16 protein-coding genes are annotated in these 21,376 nt (G+C 63.7%); 10 read left to right on the top strand and 6 right to left on the bottom strand.

Annotated features, from left to right (window positions below; all coding sequences use genetic code 11):
* Positions 1-22: 22 nt before the first annotated feature.
* Entirely contained in the window at positions 23-4,180 is a 4,158-nt protein-coding gene (locus J9611_RS03265) for an FtsK/SpoIIIE domain-containing protein (RefSeq protein ID WP_211877687.1), read from the bottom strand.
* A gap of 228 nt (positions 4,181-4,408) precedes the next feature.
* On the opposite strand from J9611_RS03265, the gene glf reads away from it, so the two are divergent.
* The 8 genes from glf (at position 4,409) to wecB (ending at position 13,953) form a co-directional block, all read left to right on the top strand.
* The gene (gene glf, locus J9611_RS03260) at positions 4,409-5,596 is read left to right on the top strand and encodes a UDP-galactopyranose mutase (RefSeq protein WP_211877681.1); all 1,188 of its coding nucleotides are present in this window, start codon (positions 4,409-4,411) and stop codon (positions 5,594-5,596) included.
* On the top strand, positions 5,593-7,614 hold the full coding sequence (locus J9611_RS03255; protein WP_211877677.1) for a glycosyltransferase: 2,022 nt from the start codon (positions 5,593-5,595) through the stop codon (positions 7,612-7,614). The genes glf and J9611_RS03255 overlap by 4 nt, the downstream gene beginning before the upstream one ends.
* A complete protein-coding gene (locus J9611_RS03250; protein ID WP_211877676.1) occupies positions 7,611-8,492 on the top strand; it encodes an ABC transporter permease in 882 nt (293 codons plus the stop codon). The genes J9611_RS03255 and J9611_RS03250 overlap by 4 nt, the downstream gene beginning before the upstream one ends.
* Positions 8,493-9,218 (top strand): ABC transporter ATP-binding protein, encoded by a 726-nt coding sequence (locus J9611_RS03245; protein WP_211877675.1) that lies wholly within the window; start codon positions 8,493-8,495, stop codon positions 9,216-9,218.
* Between the two features lie 51 nt (positions 9,219-9,269).
* Complete coding sequence (locus J9611_RS03240) at positions 9,270-9,602, top strand: acyltransferase family protein (protein WP_211877844.1); 333 nt, start codon at positions 9,270-9,272, stop codon at positions 9,600-9,602.
* A gap of 133 nt (positions 9,603-9,735) precedes the next feature.
* A complete protein-coding gene (locus tag J9611_RS03235; protein ID WP_307857006.1) occupies positions 9,736-11,685 on the top strand; it encodes a DUF6541 family protein in 1,950 nt (649 codons plus the stop codon).
* Positions 11,686-11,713: 28 nt separating this feature from the next.
* Positions 11,714-12,805, top strand: coding sequence for a polysaccharide biosynthesis C-terminal domain-containing protein (locus tag J9611_RS03230; RefSeq protein ID WP_211877672.1), 1,092 nt, complete (start codon positions 11,714-11,716; stop codon positions 12,803-12,805).
* Entirely contained in the window at positions 12,802-13,953 is a 1,152-nt protein-coding gene (wecB, locus tag J9611_RS03225) for a non-hydrolyzing UDP-N-acetylglucosamine 2-epimerase (RefSeq protein WP_211877671.1), read from the top strand. The genes J9611_RS03230 and wecB overlap by 4 nt, the downstream gene beginning before the upstream one ends.
* A gap of 80 nt (positions 13,954-14,033) precedes the next feature.
* On the opposite strand, the gene J9611_RS03220 is transcribed toward wecB, so the two are convergent.
* From J9611_RS03220 to J9611_RS03210, 3 genes are read right to left on the bottom strand one after another with little or no spacing between them, the layout of a single operon-like run.
* Positions 14,034-16,055 carry a hypothetical protein gene (locus tag J9611_RS03220; protein ID WP_211877670.1) on the bottom strand — a complete coding sequence of 674 codons (2,022 nt, stop codon included), beginning with the start codon at positions 16,053-16,055 and terminating at the stop codon, positions 14,034-14,036.
* A gap of 45 nt (positions 16,056-16,100) precedes the next feature.
* Positions 16,101-16,532 carry a DUF2304 domain-containing protein gene (locus J9611_RS03215; protein WP_211877669.1) on the bottom strand — a complete coding sequence of 144 codons (432 nt, stop codon included), beginning with the start codon at positions 16,530-16,532 and terminating at the stop codon, positions 16,101-16,103.
* A complete protein-coding gene (locus J9611_RS03210; RefSeq protein WP_504741675.1) occupies positions 16,532-17,236 on the bottom strand; it encodes a glycosyltransferase family 2 protein in 705 nt (234 codons plus the stop codon). The genes J9611_RS03215 and J9611_RS03210 overlap by 1 nt, the downstream gene beginning before the upstream one ends.
* Positions 17,237-17,433: 197 nt before the next feature.
* Here J9611_RS03210 and J9611_RS03205 point away from each other — a divergent pair, with 197 nt between their 5' ends.
* The gene (locus tag J9611_RS03205; RefSeq protein WP_211877668.1) at positions 17,434-18,459 is read left to right on the top strand and encodes a polysaccharide biosynthesis protein; all 1,026 of its coding nucleotides are present in this window, start codon (positions 17,434-17,436) and stop codon (positions 18,457-18,459) included.
* 29 nt (positions 18,460-18,488) lie between these two features.
* Positions 18,489-19,694: a glycosyltransferase family 4 protein gene (locus tag J9611_RS03200; RefSeq protein ID WP_307857005.1), complete on the top strand. Its 1,206-nt coding sequence runs from the start codon at positions 18,489-18,491 to the stop codon at positions 19,692-19,694.
* A 116-nt stretch (positions 19,695-19,810) separates the two neighbouring features.
* Here the strand turns inward: J9611_RS03200 and J9611_RS03195 are convergent, their stop codons facing one another.
* Both J9611_RS03195 and J9611_RS22675 read right to left on the bottom strand, forming a co-directional pair.
* Positions 19,811-21,082 carry a hypothetical protein gene (locus J9611_RS03195; RefSeq protein ID WP_211877666.1) on the bottom strand — a complete coding sequence of 424 codons (1,272 nt, stop codon included), beginning with the start codon at positions 21,080-21,082 and terminating at the stop codon, positions 19,811-19,813.
* Between the two features lie 186 nt (positions 21,083-21,268).
* Positions 21,269-21,376 (bottom strand): hypothetical protein (locus J9611_RS22675; protein ID WP_211877840.1); only part of this gene is annotated, 108 nt, incomplete at its 5' end.

The raw sequence follows: 21,376 nt of genomic DNA, 5'->3' as shown, positions 1-21,376 counted from the left end.
GCCGGGCAGGGGTTCCGGACGCTTACGCCGACGCCAGTTGAACCGCTGCGGCGCGACCGTCCGAGATCACGACGGCACGCCCCGGCGGAGGGCCGTGCTCCGGTTCGAACCGTACTCCGAAAAGGTCTCCGTCCGTGAGGCTGCGCGGACAAATCAGGATCCCCTTTCCCAGGCTGCGGGCGCCGAGCGCGAGGGGCACCCGCTGCTGAAGGGCCGGACCGAAGCCCGCCGTCATGATCACCGTCCAGCCCAGGCCGTTCAGCTCGTGCAGCCGCCTGTTGGTTTCGGCTGGCTGCAGGTCAACATCATCGGCCATGAGGATCGCGTCCCGGGCTACCTCGCCGGCCAGGGCCCGGGCCAGGGTGTCCGCCCAGAACGTGGCCGGGTCTGACCCCTGGCCCGGCGCCAGCCAGTCCCGGGAGGACGGATTAAGACCGGGGAGGGATGCCAGCAGGGTGCTCTTACCTGAGGCCGGCCCGCCAAGGACGGCAAGGACGCAGCCACCGGGCAGGGGAACGGTGAATGGCAGCAGTTCATCTCCGCCGACACCGATGCGCAGCGGCATGTTTGCGGCATACAGCGCGGGAGGGTCGGCTCCTGGCGCTCCTGAGCGGCCCGTGCGAAACGCACGACGGGTGGGTCCGGGGTCCGGCTTGAGCCGGGCGAGGACCTCGGTGACGGTAACCAGCGGGGGCAGGGCTTCGACCCGGAAAGGCCGGCTGGCCAAGGCACTGCCGTCTGTGGACGGTCCGGTGACGCTCCGGCCGGCCGGCGCGGGCCGTTCGAAGAGCTGGCAGCCGTGGCCCCCCGACGAACGGCCCGTCACGAAGGCGCCGAAAACGGCAACGCGGCCGGGAACCGGCTCCAGCGCCGGCAGCCGCGGCCAGGCCAGCCGGCTTTCTTCGGTGGTGCCGGCGGGGAAGAAGACCCGGTTGGGGATGGCCCCGAAAAACCGGGCGGTCACCAGTTCGCGCTCGCCGGAGACGAAGACAGTGACTCCGGCCTTCGGGCCGTCCCGGACGATGTCGTGGACAAGGTCCTCGGCCCAGGCCTGGGGGCCGGAGCGGATTGCTGACGCCCACGATCCCCAGCCGCTGATGACGAGGACCACAGGCGGCGGGTCCTCGGGTGCGGGAGTGCCCAGTCTCCGGGTCACTTCTTCTGCAATGCGTTCCAGCACCCGCGCTGCCCGGCGGAGTTCGTGCAGGCCTGCTACAGCTCCCACTCTCGCCGAGGTTGCTGCCGCGCTGAAGGCACCGCCGGCGTCGAGGAGGTAGAGGTGGGGGCCGTCCTCCCCGGCCAGCAGCTGATCCACTGCCAGCGCCACGGCGCCGTCGCAAGTTCCTGCGGGGCCGCCGATCAGGCCAAGGTGTCCGTGTCCGGCCGGATGCCAGCGCAGCTCGGCGACCCGTTGTTCTTCCGGAATATCCACCCATCCGAGCCGGACCGCACCCTGCCGGACCGCACCCCGCCGGGCCATGCCCTGGCCGGCAGTCCCGGCGGGCGGGTCCGGAAGCACGGCGTCCGAGTCCGAGGCAGCCGGGGGAAACGGCAGCACTGGGGGGAGCGGGTCCGCCACCGGACGGCGTGGCGGGATGCCGTCCAGCGCCGCCCACAGCAGGGACAGCTCCTCGACCAGCGGCGCAGCCGCGTGCGCCGGAGCCCGCGCGGCGTCCTCGGCGCCCGGGGTGTCCTCATCGGTCACCGCGCCGGTCTGCGGACGCGCGAGGAATTCCTGGACCGGGAGTACCCTCACCGTGGCTCCGTCCGGGCGCTGCGGGGCGGGGGCGAGTGTGGCCGTCTGAAACTCCTCCGGTGCCTCTGTACCCCGGACCAGGAAGGCGCGGCCGGGTCTGGCTCTGGGGATGGCTGCGGCGACCCTGGAATCCATGATGTCCAGGGATTCGAGGTCGGACTGGACTCTCAGGGCGACGCGGCTGGTGACATTGGCCCGGATATCTGCGGTGATCGACCCCTGCGGGCGCTGGGTCGCCATGATCAGGTGTATCCCCAATGAGCGCCCGATCGCCGCTACCCTCATGAGTTCGGACAGTGCGGCCGGCGCTTCCTCGACCAGCATCCTGAATTCGTCGATGACCAGGATGAGGTGGGGGAGGGCGGGCAGCGGGGGATCCACGGCCTCGTACGCCGTGAGGTCGGGGGCCTGTGCGGCGGCGAGCAGCTCCTCGCGGCGCCGCATTTCGGCGCGCAGGGAGACCAGGGTACGTTCCACCTCATCCGTTCCCAGATCCGTGAGCATCCCGACGCAGTGCGGCAGCCCGGTCAACGGCCCGAGGCCCGAGCCGCCCTTGAAATCGATGAAGAGCAGGTTGATGCGGTCCGGCGGGTAGCTGGCGGCCAGGCCTGCCGTGAGCGTCCGCAGGAATTCCGATTTCCCGGAGCCGGTGGTGCCGGCAACCAGGATATGGGGACCGTCCGTCTGGAGGTCGACGATCAGGGGTCCTGATCGGCCGGTGCCGACAGGAACAGGAAGCCCGGGCGTGCGTCGGGCGTTTGCCCAGCGGCGGGAAATGCCGGCAGCCGAGAGCGGAAGGACTTCGCCCAGGGCGCAGACGCCGGGGATGGCCGGCGGGGGATCATCGACGGCGCTCCCGGCTGATCCGAGGCGGCGGCAGCAGCGGTCAAAGACCAGCGGGGGGACCAGGTCAGGAACGAAGCTGTACTCGTCGCGGCCGGTGGAGAGCCGGGCGGTGCGCCCGTCAAGAACGATGCTCGCGTCCGGCACGGGGTGCGTTCCCGCGGGGCGCGCTCCCGCTGAACAATCGATCACCTGCCAGCCGTGGGCGGCGGCCGACGCGCGCAGGGAGGCGCGGGCAGCCGCGCTCCCGGTAGCCGGCATTGCCCCGGCACCGTCGAGGATGATCAGCAGCCCCCGGTCGTAGCCCTCACCGGGACCGGCGTTCAGGCAGGCTGCCACGTCAGGCGCGTGGCCTGACAGTGTCACGCCGGACAGAAACCGGGCGGCGAGGGGGACCGACTCCGGTGAGCCGTGGATGAGGACCCGGGTGTGCCGGGCGAGCGGATAGCAGGCGAGCTGGATGATGAAGGACCGGACCAGCCCCGCCACGGCCGGTTCCGGGCCGCGGATGGTGGTGACGGCGATGGAGGGGTCCAGCATCAGGGGCATCAGGCCCAGCGAGGGCGCCAGGAAGCCGGGAGCGGCCGGTTCCAGCCGGATATTCGCTGCCTGCTCGGCCAAACCGAGCCGCAGCCACGCCGGCGCACCTTCGTTTGCAGGATGCGGGGTGGTGGCCTGCACAAACGCACCGTGGAGGACGAGGCCGGCGGCGGACGGCGCCGCCCGCCGTCGTCGTTCCGCGTCCTGTCCCGCTGCCGCCGCGACAGCGCCCTTCAGCTCCCGGCGCTGCCGGCGTCCGGAGGCGACTGGCGCCAGGAGTGACACCGCGGAGACGGCAGTGAAGGCCAGGAACATCCACATCCCCGTCAGGAGTGCCAGCCCGATTCCGAACACCAAAGGCAGCCCCGCGGCCAGGACCAGGGCCGTCCGGTTGCTGACGGCCGCGGTGTTGCTGACGACAAGGGCCTCGGCGACGCTGGATCCCGCCGCCATCCCTAAACCGGCGGCGCCGGATGGCGGCGATGCGCCGTCGAAGATGAGGGACATCGTGGAGCTGCCGCAACGGATCAGTGAGCCGGTTGTCACCGCGCCCTCCGGCACTCTCCTGCCGTCGATGGTGGTCCCGTTGGCGCTGTCAAGATCCACAATGCGGACGGCAGCATCCGATACGTCCAGCCGTGCGTGTTCGCGGGACAGCTCGGCATCCGGGATGATGATCTCCGTCCCGCTGCGCCCGATCCGGAAACGGCCGCGCCGCAGGGGAACGACCGTGCCGGCGCCGGGCCCGCTGTGGACGGCGAGCACCAGCGCCGCAGCCGCCGGATCCCGGGCCCCGGATCCGGGCGATGCGCGGGGAAGCCCGTCGACCAGGACTGCTCCGTGGACCAGCGGCGCGGTGCCGACGGTCAGGGCCGTGAGCGGAAGCCCGTCCACGGACAGCCCGCCGGTCCCGTAGCGCCGGGACACCGCTTCCTGAAGGGCCACGCCGGCGCAGTCCGCCGGAACGGCGATGGCAAGCTCCACCGGATTTCCGGTGAGCGCCGAGCCGGGCGCCGGCACCAGGGTGCAGTGGAACATCATCGGGGGAATCCTTTCCGGCGGCGTCGGCTAGGTCCCACGGTAGGGGCGGCGGCGGGCAGCTGCCCCCCGCAAATCCGGCCATGTGGATAACGGTGTCAACGGCGCCTACCGCCGGCCGGGCTGGTCCTGCGGAGGGCCGCGATTCGCCGGTTCATACCCTGTCTCGGTAGTCTAGAGCAGCAGACACTGCACACCATTGGGCTGCCCCCATTCGAACCAGGAGATTTTGTGACCGCTGACCTCGTCATCGTAGGGTCGGGCTTTTTCGGCCTGACAATCGCAGAACAGGCCGCCACAGAGCTGGGCTTGAAGGTCGTCGTCATTGACCGCCGCCACCACATCGGCGGCAACGCCTACAGCGAAAAGGAAGAGCAGACCGGCATCGAGGTCCATCGCTACGGTGCCCACCTCTTCCACACCTCCAACGAACGCGTGTGGGAGTACGTGAACCGGTTCACGACGTTCACCAACTACGTCCACAAGGTCTACGGCGTGCACAAGGGCGAGGTCTACTCCCTGCCGATCAACCTCGCGACGATCAACCAGTTCTTCAGGGCCAACCTCACCCCGGGACAGGCGCAGGATCTGATCAAGGAACAGTCCGGCGAGCTTGCCGGCACCGACCCGCAGAACCTCAACGACAAGGGCATCCAGCTCATCGGACGGCCGCTCTACGAGGCGTTCATCAAGCACTACACCGGCAAGCAGTGGCAGACGGATCCCAAGGACCTGCCCGCCGGGATCATCTCCCGCCTTCCGGTCCGCTACAACTACGACAACCGGTACTTCAACGACAAGTACGAAGGCCTTCCGACGAACGGCTACACGGCCTGGATCGAGAAGATGGCGGACCACCCGAACATCGAAGTCAGGCTCAACACCGACTTCTTCGACGAGTCGCACGAGTACAGCAAGAACAAGGTGGTCGGAAAGATCCCGGTCATCTACACCGGCCCCGTCGACCGCTACTTTGACTACGCCGAAGGCGACCTCTCCTGGCGCACCATCGACTTCGAAGAAGAAGTCCTCGACGTCGAGGATTTCCAGGGAACGTCCGTCGTGAACTATAACGACGCCGATGTGCCCTACACCCGCATCATCGAGCCCCGCCACTTCCACCCGGAGCGCGACTACCAGACGGAGAAGACCGTCATCATGCGCGAGTTCTCACGCGCCGCGGAGAAGGGCGACGAGCCCTACTACCCGATCAACACCGCCGCGGACCGCGAACGCCTGCTCAAGTACCGTGACCTCGCGGCCGGCGAGCAGGACGTGCTCTTCGGCGGACGGCTGGGCACCTACAAGTACCTGGACATGCACATGGCCATCGGCTCGGCCCTGGCCATGTTCGACAACAGGATCCGCCCGCATTTCGAAAGCGGCGCCAAGATCGAAAGCGGAGGAGTGGACGCATGAGCGCTTCGAGCAAGAGCTACACAGTTACTGAACCGGAGGCGCTGAACGATGACGGACAGCGCTGGGACACCTTGCAGCGCGTCATTCTGCCGAGCCCGACGCAAATGGACACCGTGCCGCTCTACTTGGACATGGGCACGGCCACCGGCATTCAACTTCCGACAGCCGGTGACCGCGACGGCAAGCAGGCCAAGCCGCAGACCATCAGCAGTGCAACGAAGGAAGCCCACACCGAGGACTTTCTGTCCCGCCGGTCCACGTCCGTCAGGTCCGGGGAAAGAGTCTCCTTCGGAAGCTACTTCAATGCGTTCCCGGCGAGCTATTGGCGCCGTTGGACCACTGTTGGCCGTGTCCGGCTGCAGGTGCGTACCCAGGGGACCGGGTCCGTCATTGTATACAAGTCCAATGCGCGCGGATCACTTCAGCGGGTAGACACCCGCCGGGTGGAAGGCGTTCGGGAAAACTTCTTCGAGTTGACCTTGGCCCCGTTCGGCGACGGCGGCTGGTACTGGTTCGACCTGGTGGCAGGTTCCGAACCCCTGGTCATGCTGGATGCGGAGTGGCAGGGTCCGGCCCAGGACACCCAGCCCGGGTCCGTCACGCTGCAGATCACCACCCTGAACAAGACGGATTTCTGCCTCAATAACCTTCGCATCCTCGCCGAGAACCCCGAAGCGTTGGATCACGTCCAGGAAATCCTCCTCGTCGACCAGGGCACGCAGAAAGTCGCCGACGACGACGGTTTTCCCGAGGTCCGGGACTCCCTCAAGGGGAAGCTGCGGATTATCAACCAGTCCAACCTCGGCGGCTCCGGTGGTTTTGCCCGCGGGATGTTCGAGGCCGTCGAGAACGGCAGCGACTACGTCCTGCTGATGGATGACGACGTCGTCGTCGAGCCTGAAAGCATTACCCGGCTGCTGACTTTTGCTGACCGCTGCAAGACGCCCACCATCGTGGGCGGACATATGTTCGACCTCTATAACCGGACCGTTCTGCATACCTTCGGTGAGGTGGTAAACCCTTACCGCTTCCAGCCTTCGCTTCCCAGCGACGACATGATCCTGGGACATGACTTCATGTCTTCCAACCTCCGCCAGACGTCGTGGCTCCACCGCAGGTGCGACGTGGATTACAACGGGTGGTGGATGTGCCTGATTCCGACGAAGGTCATCCGCGAAATCGGCCTGTCATTGCCGCTGTTCATCAAGTGGGATGATTCCGAGTACGGGCTCCGCGCCAAGAAGCACGGATTCAACACGGTCTCCCTGCCGGGATCGGCCGTGTGGCACGTTTCCTGGATCGACAAGGACGACCTGGTCGGCTGGCAGGCGTACTTCCATGCCCGCAACCGCGTGGTCGCGGCGCTGCTCCACAGCCCCTATGAATATGGCGGCCGTGTGGTCCGGGAGTCCCAGTACATGGACGTCAAGCACCTCGTCTCGATGCAGTATGCCACGGCGCACGGGCGGCAATGGGCGCTGGAGGACATCCTCAGCGGACCCAAGGCGCTGCCGGAGTTGCTGCCGTCAAAGCTGCCCGAAATCCGGAAGATGATGGCAAAGTATTCTGATTCGGTGTTCCGCCCGGACCAGGACGAATTTCCTGCGGCCAAGATGGACAAGCCGCCACGTCGCGGGCACGGAATCTCGCAGCCCTCCACGATGTCGCTGTTGCCGTGGGCGGCAAAGACCGTCCTCAGGCAGCTTGTCCGCCCCGTCAAGGCATCGAGCGTTGATCGGCCACAGGCGACAGTTGCCCACCAGGACAACCGTTGGTGGAGGATGGCGCAGTACGACAGCGCCGTTGTCTCGAATGCCGAGGGTACGGGTGCCTCGTGGTACAAGCGGGATCCGAAGCAGCTCAGGGAGATGCTCGCCGAGAGCAGCCGCCTGCATGCCCGTCTGCTGAAGGACTGGCGCCGCCTGAGCGAAGAGTATAAGGCCGCCCTGCCCGGGCTCACCTCGATAGAGTCTTGGAGGAAGACGTTCGAGCAGCACACCCAGAACGAGATCAAGTGAGCGACGTTGGCCTAACGGAACTCAGGACGCCCGGCCTGGGAGGCGGCCTCCGGGACATCCGGCAGTCCCGCTTTCTGCTGAAGCTGCTGGTACGCAAGGAACTCAAGGTGCGTTACCGGGGTTCGGTGCTTGGCTTGTTGTGGTCCTATGTGAAGCCGGGCGTTCAGTTCATTGTCTTCTACGTGGCTCTTGGCGTTTTCCTTGGCCTCGAACGGAGTCCCAGAAATCCTGAAGGGCTGGCGAACTACGCGGTCTATCTGTTTTCGGGCATTGTGCTGATCAACTTTTTCTCGGAGGCTTTGGGCAACGCTGCGCGGTCCATCGTGAACAACGGCAACCTGATCAAAAAGATCTACTTGCCCCGCGAGTTGTTCCCCGTGGCTTCCGTCTGGGTCTCGGCGGTCCACTTTTTCCCCCAGCTTGTCGTTCTTGTAGCCGGGTGCCTTTTCGCCGGCTGGCATCCGGACCTGTTCCAGCTCGCGGCCGCCGTCGCCGGATTCCTCATCGTGGGTCTGCTGGCGACCGGGCTGGGGCTGTTGTTCGGTGCCGCCAACGTGTATTTCCGGGACTCCGAGAATTTCGTTGACATGCTGCTGATGGTGGCCACCTGGGCGTCGCCCGTAATGTATGCGTGGCCCATGGTTCAGGAGAAGCTCGGCACCGTGGCCTTCTCCGTTTACCAGGCAAATCCCGTCACGATCGGCGTCGAGCTGTTTCACTACGCCTTCTGGTTCCCGACGACGGACGGTTCCGCGGCCATGCCGCCGCACTTGTTTAGCCTCTGGGTGCCCGTGGGCCTGGTAGTCGCCCTGTTGGTCCTCGCTTTGGGCCAGCTGACATTTCGACGGCTGGAAGGCCGCTTCGCGCAGGAGTTGTGAGTGGCTAACGCAATAGAAGTTTCCGATATCAGCAAGCAGTTTGTGCTGCGCCATACGCGGTCCATCAAGGAAGCCGTTGTCTGGCTCGCTAAAGGCCGCAAAGGCGACCTGTCACAGAAGTTTCATGCGCTAAAGAACGTCTCCGTGGAGATTGAAACGGGCGAAACCGTAGCACTCCTGGGCCTCAACGGCTCCGGCAAATCCACGCTGCTGAAACACATTTCGGGAGTGATGTTGCCGGATTCCGGCAGCGTGCGCACTCGCGGACGCGTAGCCGGTTTGATTGAAGTGGGAGCCGGCTTCCATCCTGACTTGTCCGGCCGTGACAATGTCTACCTCAATGGGGCAATCATGGGTATGACGGAACAACAGGTGAATGATCGCTTCGCGGACATCATTGAGTTTTCCGAGATCGGCCAGTTTATTGACACCGAGGTGAAGTTCTATTCGTCGGGAATGTATCTCAGGTTGGCCTTCTCCGTGGCCGTACATACGGATCCCGAGGTATTCCTCATTGACGAGATCCTGGCGGTCGGCGACGAGCCGTTCCAACGCAAATGCATCGACAAGATCCAGGAGCTTGCAGCGAACGGCAAGACGCTCGTAGTCGTCAGCCACGACCTGGACCTCGTCGCACGCATTTGTTCGCGTGGCGTGCTGCTCGAGCATGGCAACGTGATGTTCGACGGACCTATCGACGAGGCCGTGGCCCTGCTGCGGGCTTAGTGCCCGCAGCGACCAGATCCAGACCCCCGGGTCCAATAGAAGCGAAGATCCCTGCGGCCGGACATCCGGGGGCTGCGGACCGTCGCGGTGGGCCTGGTCATTATTTACCATATTTGGCCCGCTGTCCTACCGGGCGGATTCGTTGGGGTTGACGTCTTCTTCGTTATTTCCGGATTCCTCATCGTGGGATCGCTCGTTGGGGAGGTGGCCGAAAAAGGGACCATAAATCTTCTTTCCTTCTACGGAAAGCGGATGAGGCGGTTGCTTCCTGCGGCCAGCGTTGTATTGGTCGCCACGTTGGTCGGGATGGTGGTTCTGCTCCCGGAGACCAATACGTTCGCCAAGACGCTGGCGCCGGTGCTGGCAGGCAGGCTCGGGCTTTAGCTGGGCCGCCGTCGGAGCCCGGTCGAGTAAGATTCTTGAGGGCGGGCGGGACCCCCACGATCTGTTCCTGTAGTTCGAAAACGCTTTTTGGAGGATTCTTTTGTCCTGGTGGTCTGTAATCCCGCTTGCCCTCGTGGCAATCGGCTTGTTTTTCATCCCGGGAGCGATAGTCGCCTGGGCGAGTCGAGTCCGCGGGATGGCCCTCTTTGCGATGGCTCCGGCCATTACCGTTTCGATCGTGGCTGTTTCTGCCCTGCTCGCGCCAGTCGCCAATGTCAAGTGGTCGCTTCTGCCGGTCGCCGTCGTCACCATCCTGATCGCGGCCGTCGCCTTTGCGGCGAGCACCTGGCTTCTGAAGAAGGATGCTGGTCGTGAACCCCGGCCCGTCAACTGGTGGGCCGGTGCCGGACATGCCGCCGCTGTCACTGCTGCCGCAGTCCTCATCAGCCGACGGCTCATTGGGGCTTTTGGCAGGCCTGAGGCGTTCTCCCAAACGTTTGACAATGTCTTCCACCTCAACGCAGTCCGCTATATCCAGGACACGGGATCGGGGTCTTCGTTCACTGTCAGCTCCATGACCGGGGGAGGATTCTACCCGTCGGCCTGGCACGACGTCGTGGCTTTGCTGGCAGACCTTACCGGTGCCAGCATCCCGGTGGCCGTCAACGTCACCAATCTCGTTGTGGGTTCCCTGGCGTGGCCCCTGGGATGTATATTCCTGGCCCACAAGCTCCTCGGAAACCGGGTCGTCGTCAGTGCTGTGGCAGGCATCCTGGCTGCCGGCTTCGGTGCTTTCCCGTTACTCCTGCTCGACTTTGGTGTTCTTTATCCGAATTTCCTGGGCAACGCGCTGTTGCCGACGGCGCTTGGGCTGGGCCTTCAGGCACTCGGCCTGGCGCACCAGGAATCCAGATCGAGGTGGATTGACTGCCTCTTGCTGTTTGCGGTTCTCCCTGGAATCACCTTGGCGCACCCGAGCAGTACAATGGCGCTGCTCGCGTTGATGGTCCCGCCGCTCGTGTTGGTCTGGGCCAGGGCAACGGCAAAGATCGTCCGCGGAACCCGCCGTCCGTGGGCACGGCTGGGGGGCATGGTGGCGCTGCTGGCCTTGGGTGTGGCCGGTCTGGCCGTCGCCTGGCAAACGATCCGCCCGCCGGAGGTAGCCGCCTTTTGGCCACCGGTCGAAACGACCGGCCAGGCCATCGGAGAGGTATTGACTGCCTCAGGCATCGGCCGTCCCGTCGCCTGGGCGATCATGGCTTTGTCGATCGCAGGCCTGGTCTCATTGCTTGTGCGTCGCACGCAGCTCTGGGCCGTCGGTATGTACCTCGTAATGGCCGGCCTCTTCGTCGTAGTAACCTCATTTCCGTTTGGGCCGGTGCGCACGTTCTTCACCGGTGTTTGGTACAACGACCCGCCCCGCTTGGCCTCGTTGCTTCCCGTGGTGATTCTGCCGCTCGCCGCCGTAGGCGCGGTTCGATGCTGGGACACGTGGATCCTTCCCCTGGCGGCGAAATATCCCCTCGGGAAGAACGTCGTGCCCGCACGGTGGCCGGTGGGCCCAGCCGCCCTCACCGTGGGCGTCGTGGGCCTCATTCTGGCCGGACTGCTCGTCGGGGGCACGCAACAGGACAATGTTCGCGAGGCAGCGATATCCGCCTCCGCCCGATATCGCATGACCAACGACTCTCCGCTGATCTCCTTGGACGAGATGGCCCTGATCAGCAGGCTCCCGCAGGAGGTTCCGGAAGGCGCGACCATGGCCGGAAACCCGTGGAATGGCAGCGCTCTTGCTTATGCTTTTACGGGGCGGAAGCTCCTGCAGCTCCACCTCCTCAGCGCCTTGCCCGATGGGGCAGAGCAGGTGTTCACGCACCTCAACGCGGCCAACTCCGATCCGACCGTCTGTCCGGCGGTGCGGCGGCTGAACGTGGACTATGTGCTCGACTTCGGCCATCGGGAAGTTCATGGCGGGGACAACGGATTCAAGGGTTTGGACAACCTCGAGGCATCGGGTGTCGCAACGCTCGTGGACTCCCAGGGTCAGGCAAAACTGTACAAACTGACGGCCTGCGGGCAGTGATGGCATCAAAAGTGGAAGGACCACAGCAATGACGATCGCGTTTACCGGGAGCAACGGCTTCCTGGGGTGGCACACCCGCGTCCTGGCCCATTCCCTGGGGGAAGAAACCGAGGCCATAGCCTTAGGTGGGAGGTTTGATCGCGTAGCGGCGATCGCAGCGCTCGAGCGTTCCACGATGCTGGTACACATTGCCGGCGTCAACCGCGGCGACGAGGAAGCCGTCAGGAACGGCAACGCGGAGTTCGCCCGGCAACTCGCCCTGGCGCTGGACGCGGCGGCGGTGAAGCCTTCGACTATCGTGTTCGCGAATTCGATCCAGGCCGGCAACGGCACGCCTTACGGTGCCGGAAAGCAGCAGGCCGGCGAGATTCTGCAGGCCGCCGCGGAGAAGGCAGGATCCCGCTTCATCGACGTCAAGCTTCCCAACCTTTTCGGCGAGCACGGGATGCCCTTCTACAACTCTGTCGTCGCCACGTTCTGCCACCTCGCAGCCAACGGAGAGCCGCTTCAGGTTCAGGACGACAAGGAACTCCTGCTGCTCCACGCACAGACCGCCGCAGAGGTACTCCTGGGACTCCACGAGCCGGAGGACGCGCAAAGACTGGCGACAACCAAGCTGGTCAGCGAGGTTGCGGCCTTGATCCAGGCGACCGCCGATACTTACTCCAAGGGAACGATCCCCGATATTTCCGGCTCTTTTGAGCGCGATATCTTCAACACCTACCGCTCCTTCCTGGTCGGCGACCGGCTCCCCATCGCGTTGGACCGGAAGGAAGACGCTCGAGGCGCCTTCTTTGAAGTGGTCCGCAGCGCCGGGGGAGAGGGACAGTCATCGTTTTCAACGACGGTGCCCGGTGTGACCCGGGGGCAGCATTACCATCGCCGTAAAATCGAGCGGTTCACCGTGCTGTCCGGAACCGCAGAAATTTCGATGCGGAAACTGTTCACCGATGAAATTGTGACGTACCGCGTCAGCGGCCAGGAACCGGTCGCCGTGGATATGCCGACCATGTGGTCACACGAGATCACAAATACCGGAGCGGATAAGCTCTACACGATGTTCTGGATCAACGAAATCTTTGATCCAGCCTCTCCCGACACTTTCCCGGAGGAAGTATGACCGACGCTGGCCGCAGGCTAAAAGTTTTGACAATTGTTGGCACCAGGCCCGAAATCATTCGGCTGGCTGCCACAATTCGCCGTCTGGACAGGAGCACCGAGCATGTTCTGGTTCACACCGGCCAAAACTACGACTACGAATTGAACGAAGTCTTCTTCGAGGACCTCGGACTCCGGAAGCCTGACCACTTCCTGGCGGCGGACACGTCGTCGTTGGGAACCGTCCTCGGATCGATCCTGGCGAAGACGGAGCAGGTACTCCTGCAGGAGAAGCCCGACGCCATGGTGGTCCTGGGCGATACCAACAGCTGCATCTCCGCGCTGATGGCCAAGCGGCTGAAAATCCCGGTCTACCACATGGAGGCCGGTAACCGGTGCTTCGATGAAAACGTCCCCGAGGAAACGAATCGCAAACTCGTGGACCATGTTGCCGACTACAACCTCGTGTACACCGAGCATGCCCGTCGCAATTTGCTGGCGGAAGGGTTGCACCCTTCCCGCATCCTCCTCACAGGCTCCCCGATGAAGGAGGTGCTGCTGGCGAATGCGGACGCCATCGCTGCCAGTGATGTCCTCGAACGCCAGGCCCTGAGCCCCGGGGGATACTTCATGGTCAGCGTGCACCGTGAAGAAAACGTCGACAGTCCCCGGCGTCTGGCCGAGATCCTCAAGGCCCTCCAGACCGTCAGCGAGCGGTACGAACTTCCCGTGCTTATCTCAACCCACCCGAGGACGCGGAAGCGCCTGGAGGATCAGCCCGAAGAGCTCAAGCAGGGACTGCGTTTTCACCCGCCGTTCGGCTTCAACGACTACGTCCGGTTGCAGCGGGAGGCCAAACTGGTCCTCTCCGACAGCGGCACGATTAGCGAGGAGTCCTCGCTGCTGGGGTTCCCCGCCGTGACTCTGCGGGACGCCATTGAACGGCCTGAGTCTCTTGATACCGCCGCCATCATCACGACCGGAGTCAAGGCCGACGCAATCGTCGACGCCATCGCGATCGTTCTGGATCAGTTTGAGACGGACGGTCCGCCCGTAATTCCCGCGGACTACCAAATAAGCGATACCTCGCGTCGAGTCGTCAACTTCATTCGATCGACGGCCCACACCCACCACCAGCGGGCAGGAATCGCCGTCGATAACGACCGCTGATATGTAGGTCAAGAGGCCACCTCCCATGACTGGGAGGTGGCCTCTTGCTCATGCCCACCAGGGTGCCCGTGACGGCAGGCCTAGTACGTGATGATCCTTGAGGCATACTGCGGACGCCAGGCCCGCAGCTCCGGAACCAGCTCGGGGTCAACGACGACGTCGATACCCGGCAGGGACCGGAGGATGCCCTCGATTGCTTCCGGCACGTGGGAGGGCCCGTCATACATCGGCCGGACCATCGGAATTGCGAGGTGGTTGGATTCTGTCCATTTGCCTTGGAGGGCCAGCGACCATTGGGCTGCCAACTGTGGGTCGAAGCCGTCGTCAAAGCCCACATAGACGAAGGGCCGCGTGTTCTTAATGGCGGCCATGCCGACCAACTTCCGGATCAGCCGCGGCGCCGGTCTGGAGAGGAGTTCCGCCTGCCCCAGGACCCCCGTGGCCCCGGGCGCCGTCGGCTTCAAACCCTGGTCGCTGAGCCCCGTGAACGGCAACCCGAAGAACTGGGTGGCGCCGAGGGCCGCCAGCAAAGATGCGGCCACGAAGGTCTTCCGGTGTCCGTGCCGCGCCAGCAGCGGCGACCAAAGTTCTGCCGCAGCCACGACCGTGCAGAAGATGGCCAGGAGTTCGACGGCGAGGAAAGACTTGTGGAAATAGTAGCTGACCTTGGACGCCTGCGTCAGTTGAAAAACGGCCAGGGCAACGAGCAGAACGGCGGCAAACAAGGGCGTCGCCAGGACATGGAGGGAAGCGAGGGTTCCGCGGCGGACATCGGCCGGGCCGACCTTTCGGCGGGAATAGAATGCCAGGGCCACCAACGCATTGGCGACGATGCACAGGACCGCCACCCCCGGGTCCGCCAGCGCTATCCCTCCGGTTGCGGTCAGCACCTCGCCAGCCGACAACTGCCGGAGTTGCCACAGTGCGCCGACAACGCCGGCCGCACCCACCGAGGCAAGCGCGGACTGGACAAGCAGGAGGGCCCCTCCAACTTCCCGTCGGTGCCGCAGGAGAAACAAGCCATAGACAACAACGCTGGGAAGGCAAAGGACCAGCAACAGTATCCAACCGTGAGCCACGGCGGTCACCGTAAGGATGAGGGCAGCGGTCGAGACGGCAGGAGGGGTTATCCGTCGTTGCTCCACGATCACGATGCAGGCGACGCAGAGTGCCACCGCCAAAGCAAAATTGGGAAACGCTCCGAACACGGGAATGGCCCCCGGGCCGACGATCCAGGCGGTGGCGGCAATCGTCACAAAGGGTAGAGTGACCAGAAAATTTCGACGGAACGCCGGGAGAGAGGTGAGGCCGGCGACGACGAGGAGGGTTCCGAGGACGGTGACAACTCCGACGAGCCTGAGGAAAAGCATGGATTCGCCGCCGACGTCGCCCGCTTCGGGGCCGGCGACGATCTCGGCCAGAGAAGCCAGCAGAGCGTGAAAGCCCTGCGGATAGGACGCCGCAGTCCATTTGCTGCCGTCCGGCGCAGAAGGGAGCAACGCAATGATTGACCCGTGGTTGCGGATCATGTTGAACATGTTGAAGTGCGGGGCGAAGTCCCATGAGTTCGTCAGTACGACAAGCGTCGATTCAAAGGTCCTTGTGAACAAGAAATTCTGTACAGCCCAGGCCGCGGGGACCACAGCCATGAGCGGGAGCGAGTCGACGGCACGGAACCGGGGCAGGAAGCGCCGGAACGGCAGCCTGCGGACGCCCGTGTAGGTCAAGGAACCAACCAGGGCAGCGGCCCCGAGTGCGAGCACAACTGTTCCACGGTCGAGGTAGGGAATGTCGGCGCTGAACCACCACATGAAGGGGGCGGTTCCGGCGAGTCCAACAACCGCGAAGAGTATCCGCTGGGACAGGTTCCGGGCAGCCGGTGTCAGTACCATCACCAGGCCCAAGGCCAGGAGGGAGTGCCACCCGGTGAGGCCTCCGGCGGCCCTGGCCGCGACGACAGCAGCGAAGGCAGCAAAGGAGGCGAGCACCACGGCGATCCATAGCATGGCAGGGCTGACGGCTCCGGGACCCGACGGAACATCCGTGCCCTTCAGCGCCCGGGGACCGGCATTGTTTGCTGCATCCAGCTCGAGGTCGGGCACGGTTTCCTTGGTGACTGTGGCCAGTAGGCGGTCATGACGACAAGGTCAGTCCTCGGCTGCTCCTGTGGTGGACTGCTCCCGCGGAACCCAGGCAGGCTTGTCGGGCGCCGCCGGACGTCGTTCAATGTTGTTGAAGTCGTCTTCAAGTCGTTCCACTGCGGTCCTCAGAATGGCGACCTCTTCAGCCAAGGTGCGGTTTTCATCCTCCACCACCGAGAGTTCCCACGACAGGTGGAGGCAGACCCCGAGCAACAGAATAATGCAGAGGGCAAATAGCAGGTTTGACGCCACCTGGACACCCAGGAACTTGCTGACGTCAGACAGCAGTCCGGGCCACCCTGCCAGGACGAGTGCGCTCACCCCGATGATCAGCCATAGCGCCGCGTATTTTTCCCGGAAGATCTTGCGCCGGACGAGTTCGAGCACAATCCCCACCACAACCAGAGCAAAAATGAATGCCGCCACAGTACTTCCCATCAGGCAGGCCCTTCCTGTACAACGATTCTGGACCGGCTTCGGGTTACGGCAAACAGCAAGGCGAACACAGACCGGAGGAGGTATATAGCCGACTTGGCAGGATTGTGGCTGGGGGTCCCGCCCTGGCGGGCCCGCATGGCCACCGGTATTTGGGTCACTTTGCAGCCGGACTTAACCGCGACCACGAGAGAGTCGATGGTGTCCCCCAAATACTCCGCCGGATAGTGATCCAGGTACTGGGCGATGGCGCGCCTGTTGCCTGCCCGGAATCCCGAGGTCACGTCCGTCAGCTTCGTGTGCGCCAATCCGGAGATGACGGCTGCCAGGAACACCATGGCCCATCGCCGGGGGCCCGAAACTTTGTAGTCGCCCTTGGCTGCAAAACGCGCGCCGATGGAAATGTCTGCTGTTTCCAGCCCCTTGAGCACCGCCGCAATTTCACTGGGGTTGTGTTGGCCATCCGCATCCACCTGGATGACGGCGTCGTAGTTGTAACGGGCGGCGTACTTAAACCCGGCCCGCATGGCTCCGCCCACGCCCATATTGAAGGGCAGCCGGAGGACGGTGGCGCCGGCGGCTGCGGCGACCGACGCCGTGGCGTCCTTCGATCCGTCGTCGACCACCATGACGTCGTATCCCTCGTTCAAATTGAGGACTTCGGAAACCGTGGTTCCCACGGTTTCGCCTTCATTCCAAGCCGGCATGATTACGAGCACGCGGCGGGTTTCTGGGCTAAGCATGATTGCGATTCTACGCTGAAACGCGGACAGGCCGAATTTGGCCGCGCCCCGTTCCTTGCCCGGCCGCTGCCCCTCAAGGGTGCCGGGAAGCATGCCGCTGATATCATCTAACGGTTGCAGCCACGCTCGCAGCCTCACCATCTTCCGACCAAGGAGACACGTTGTTCAAGGACAAGACACTTTTGATTACCGGAGGCACTGGCTCCTTTGGCAACACTGTTCTGAAGCACTTCCTGCACACAGACATCGGCGAGATCCGCATCTTCTCCCGCGATGAGAAGAAACAGGATGACATGCGTAAGGCTTACAGCAACGACAAGCTCAAGTTCTACATCGGCGACGTCCGCAACATTGAGAGCGTCCGGGAAGCGGTGCGCGGTGTGGACTATATCTTCCATGCCGCAGCCCTCAAGCAGGTACCGTCCTGCGAATTCTTCCCCATGGAGGCGGTGCGGACCAATGTGCTCGGCACGGACAACGTCCTCACGGCCGCCATCGACGCGGGTGTGAAGAAGGTTGTCTGCCTGTCCACCGACAAGGCGGCCTATCCGATCAACGCGATGGGAACGTCCAAGGCCATGATGGAGAAAGTCGTCATCGCCAAGTCCCGCAACGTCGAAGCCAGCGAAACGCTGATCGCCTGCACCAGGTACGGCAACGTGATGGCTTCACGTGGCTCCGTCATCCCGTTGTTCGCGGACCAGATCCGCGCCGGCAAGCCGTTGACCGTGACAGATCCCCACATGACCCGCTTCCTGATGAACCTCGACGAAGCAGTCAAACTGGTCCTTTTTGCCTTCGAGCACGCAAACCAGGGTGACCTGTTTGTGCAGAAGGCGGACGCGTCGTCCGTAGGCGACCTCGCCACGGCGATGAAGATCCTGTTCAACTCTGACTCTGAAATCAACGTCATCGGTACGCGCCACGGAGAGAAGGCGCACGAGACCCTGCTGACACGGGAAGAGCGGGCGAAATCCGAGGACCTGGGAGACTACTTCCGTGTGCCTGCTGACACGAGGGACCTGAACTACGAGAAGTTCTTCGACTCCGGCGACGACGTGAGCGAAACGCTGGAGGAGTACACGTCCCACAACACGCAGCAGCTGACCGTGGATCAGATCATCGAAAAGATCAAGACCACTGACTATATCCAGGATCTGTTGCCTTCGATCAAAGCGGCTTCATAGCAGTGGGCCACACACCCAAGGTCCTGGTCGTGGGCCAGCACTTCTGGCCCGAGGGCTTTCGGATCAACGACATCTGCGACTACTTCGTAACCGGTGGCGTGGACGTGGAGGTTCTTTGCGGCCTGCCGAACTACCCCAAAGGTGAGTTCTTCCCGGGTTACTCCTTGAGGGGCCCGTATAAGGAAGAGCATAACGGGGTGGTGATTTACCGCGCTCCAGAACTACCTCGCGGTGATAATTCGAGCCTGCGGATTTTCCTGAACTATGTCTCCTTCCCTCTCGCCAGTCTTTTCCACCTGCCTCGACTCATGTTCGGCAAGTACGACAAGATCTTCCTCTATCAACTGTCCCCGGTGATGATGTCGATCTCCGGAATAATCCTGTCCAAGTTGCGCGGGATTGAATCGACCATGTACGTGCTCGACCTGTGGCCTGAGAACCTGTTCTCGGTCCTGAATGTCCGGAACAAGTTTTTTCGCCGCATAGCCGAGAAGATATCCCATTGGCACTATCGGCAACCTGACAAGATTGTTGTCCTCTCTGAACAGATGCGCGCCCGGATCAAGGACATTACGGGTCTCCCGGATGACAAGATCACCGTCGTGCCGCAGGCTTGCGAGAGTCTTTACGAGCAGGAGATCCATGATCCGGTGCTGGCTGAGCAGCTTGGCGACGGGTTCAAGGTCCTTTTCACCGGCAACATCAGTCCTGCACAGTCCTTTGAAACCATGATTGAAGCGGCGGAGATCCTCAGGTCCGAAGGACTGACGGACATCTCCTGGGTCATCGTGGGGGACGGCATGAGCCGCGGCGACGTCGAGAACGACGTCGGGCGGCGCGGCCTGCGCGAGGTGTTCCGCTTCGAAGGACACCATCCCGTCGGTGACATCCCCAAGTACACGACCCTGGCGGACGTCCTGGTGGGCTGCCTGGTGAAAAGTGAACTGCTGGAGGCCACGGTTCCTGCCAAGGTGATGTCCTACATCGCGTCGGGGCGCCCCCTGGTACTCGCAATGGACGGCGAGGTCCGTACCCTGGTGGAAGACGACGCCAAGTGCGGCTTCGTCGGACCCGCAGCCGATGCCGTGGCCCTGGCAGACAACATCCGGGCCATGTACCGGATGTCCGCTGACCGGCGTCGGGAGTTTGGAGCGCGGGGCCAGGCCTACCACTTCGCCAATCTGGAGAGAAGCATCGTGCTGGAGCGCCTGAAAGAGTTCGTCCTGCACGGCTAGTTTCTACGACCGCCGGCCGGCCGCCTACGTCAGGCCGGGCCGCGGCGGGAAGCACTCACCGACCCGCACCACACGGACCCCGTGTGGTGCGGGTCTTTTCGTTGCAGGCCGGGGCCCTAGGTTGCAGGTCCGGACGGTGCAGGCTCGGAGCCGGATGACGCGGGCGGTCTCCGCAGGGCGAGCAGATGGACCAGGATGCCGACAGCCGGCCCGATGGTCAGGGACAGGATGCACCGGACCTCGAGGGGCAGCGGGAGCAACAGGATGGCGATGGCAACTGCTGTCGCTGAGGCCCAACCGGAAGAAAACGCCCTGTGGTGGCCCGTGGACAGCGTCGCCGTCCCAGTGAGAGTCAGGACGGCCATGACCAGTGATGCCAGAGTTAACAGGGCAAGTGTCATGCCGCTCACGCCGTAACCCGATCCAAACAGCAGCATCAAGCTCGGCCCAATCACGAAAGCCAGGACCGCTCCCAGGCCTCCCACCACCAGGAGGATGAGGAGAGGCCGGTGAAGGGCCCGCCATCCCTCCGATCCTGCCCTCACGACGTGTGCGATTGCCACGCCCTGGAAAGCCTGCAAGGGCACCATGATGGGCGCCCTGGTCATGGAAATGGCCAGCAGGAGAGGGGCCGACTGTTCGAAAACAGCAGCGGGGGTGGTCAGCTTGAGCAGGAGCGGAAAGGCGACTATCAGGGCCGCGGACGAGATCGACGACACCACTGCATGGAAGATCTGGGCCAGCAGCTTCCCAAGTGGCACGTCTGCGCGGACCTGCAGCGACTGGCGGGCGACTCTTGAGAAGGCCAGCAGCAGGAGCCATGCACCCAAGGCGCAAAAGCACGCGATCTCCAGGCCCAGGAGCCCCAGCGACCACGCGGCGGCGGCGCCGATGCAAACGAGCCGAAGCAGGCCGTCCAGAATGAGGAACCGGCCATATACGGACCAGTGGCCACTTCCCTGAAGGGTGCCGGCCAAGGCGCTGTGTCCTGCGTAGAGGATGGCAGTGAGGACGAGACCCAGCGAGATGATTTCCGAATGGTGGAAGAACTCGAAAGCCGTCAGGACAGGGGACAGGGCGGCTATCACCGCCGCAACGATGGCCCCGCTGATTAATCCGGCCGTGATCAGCCTGGGGTGGCGCCGCCCATTGGCGATGCCTTTGAGGGCGACCACGGACGCCGCTCGGGTGGACTCTGTTTGAACGCCGCCCATCACTCCATAAACGAAGAACAGCGCAGCCCAGAACGACAAAAACTCGGAGTTCTCTTCCTTCGTCAACGCGTGGCTCGCGATAAACAGGATCAGTATGCCCGCACCAGCCGAAACGGCGGAACCAATGCCTACAGCTGAGGCGGGGCGGCCTCCGGTAGTTTGTTTGGGGCTCATCGAGATCTCTTTTGGTGCCGCCATACGCTCTGGGTGGTCTTCCGTTTCTACAGCCCGGTGGTTTTCTAGAGTCAAGAGTACATTGCGATGGTCGGCAGGCCGGGCCGCCCTCTGCAGGCGGCGGGGGTCCGCAGTGCAGGGACGTGGACTTTTACCTCCCCAGGCGGTGCAGTGACCGCCAGAGGCCTACGGTTTGGCGGCCGCCAGGGGTGTGGGCTTGACGCTCGCACCCAGCGTCGGGGACCAGGTGATGACCCCGCCCTGGTAATCCTGTTTGCAGCCGCCGCCGGGCTG

The organism is Pseudarthrobacter albicanus (genome assembly GCF_018224015.1).
In the GTDB taxonomy this organism is placed as follows: Bacteria; Actinomycetota; Actinomycetes; order Actinomycetales; family Micrococcaceae; genus Arthrobacter; species Arthrobacter albicanus.
Note: the sequence above shows the minus strand (reverse complement) of the source record. Positions and strands in the feature narration are given on the sequence as shown.

Coding starts and splice junctions, on each gene's coding strand:
- J9611_RS03195 (WP_211877666.1), bottom strand. CDS start 21,082: ATGAGCCCCAAACAAACTACCGGAGGCCGCCCCGCCTCAGCTGTAGGC.
- J9611_RS03230 (WP_211877672.1), top strand. CDS start 11,714: ATGACGATCGCGTTTACCGGGAGCAACGGCTTCCTGGGGTGGCACACC.
- J9611_RS03265 (WP_211877687.1), bottom strand. CDS start 4,180: ATGATGTTCCACTGCACCCTGGTGCCGGCGCCCGGCTCGGCGCTCACC.
- J9611_RS03210 (WP_504741675.1), bottom strand. CDS start 17,236: ATGCCGGCTTGGAATGAAGGCGAAACCGTGGGAACCACGGTTTCCGAA.
- wecB (WP_211877671.1), top strand. CDS start 12,802: ATGACCGACGCTGGCCGCAGGCTAAAAGTTTTGACAATTGTTGGCACC.
- J9611_RS03215 (WP_211877669.1), bottom strand. CDS start 16,532: ATGGGAAGTACTGTGGCGGCATTCATTTTTGCTCTGGTTGTGGTGGGG.
- J9611_RS03255 (WP_211877677.1), top strand. CDS start 5,593: ATGAGCGCTTCGAGCAAGAGCTACACAGTTACTGAACCGGAGGCGCTG.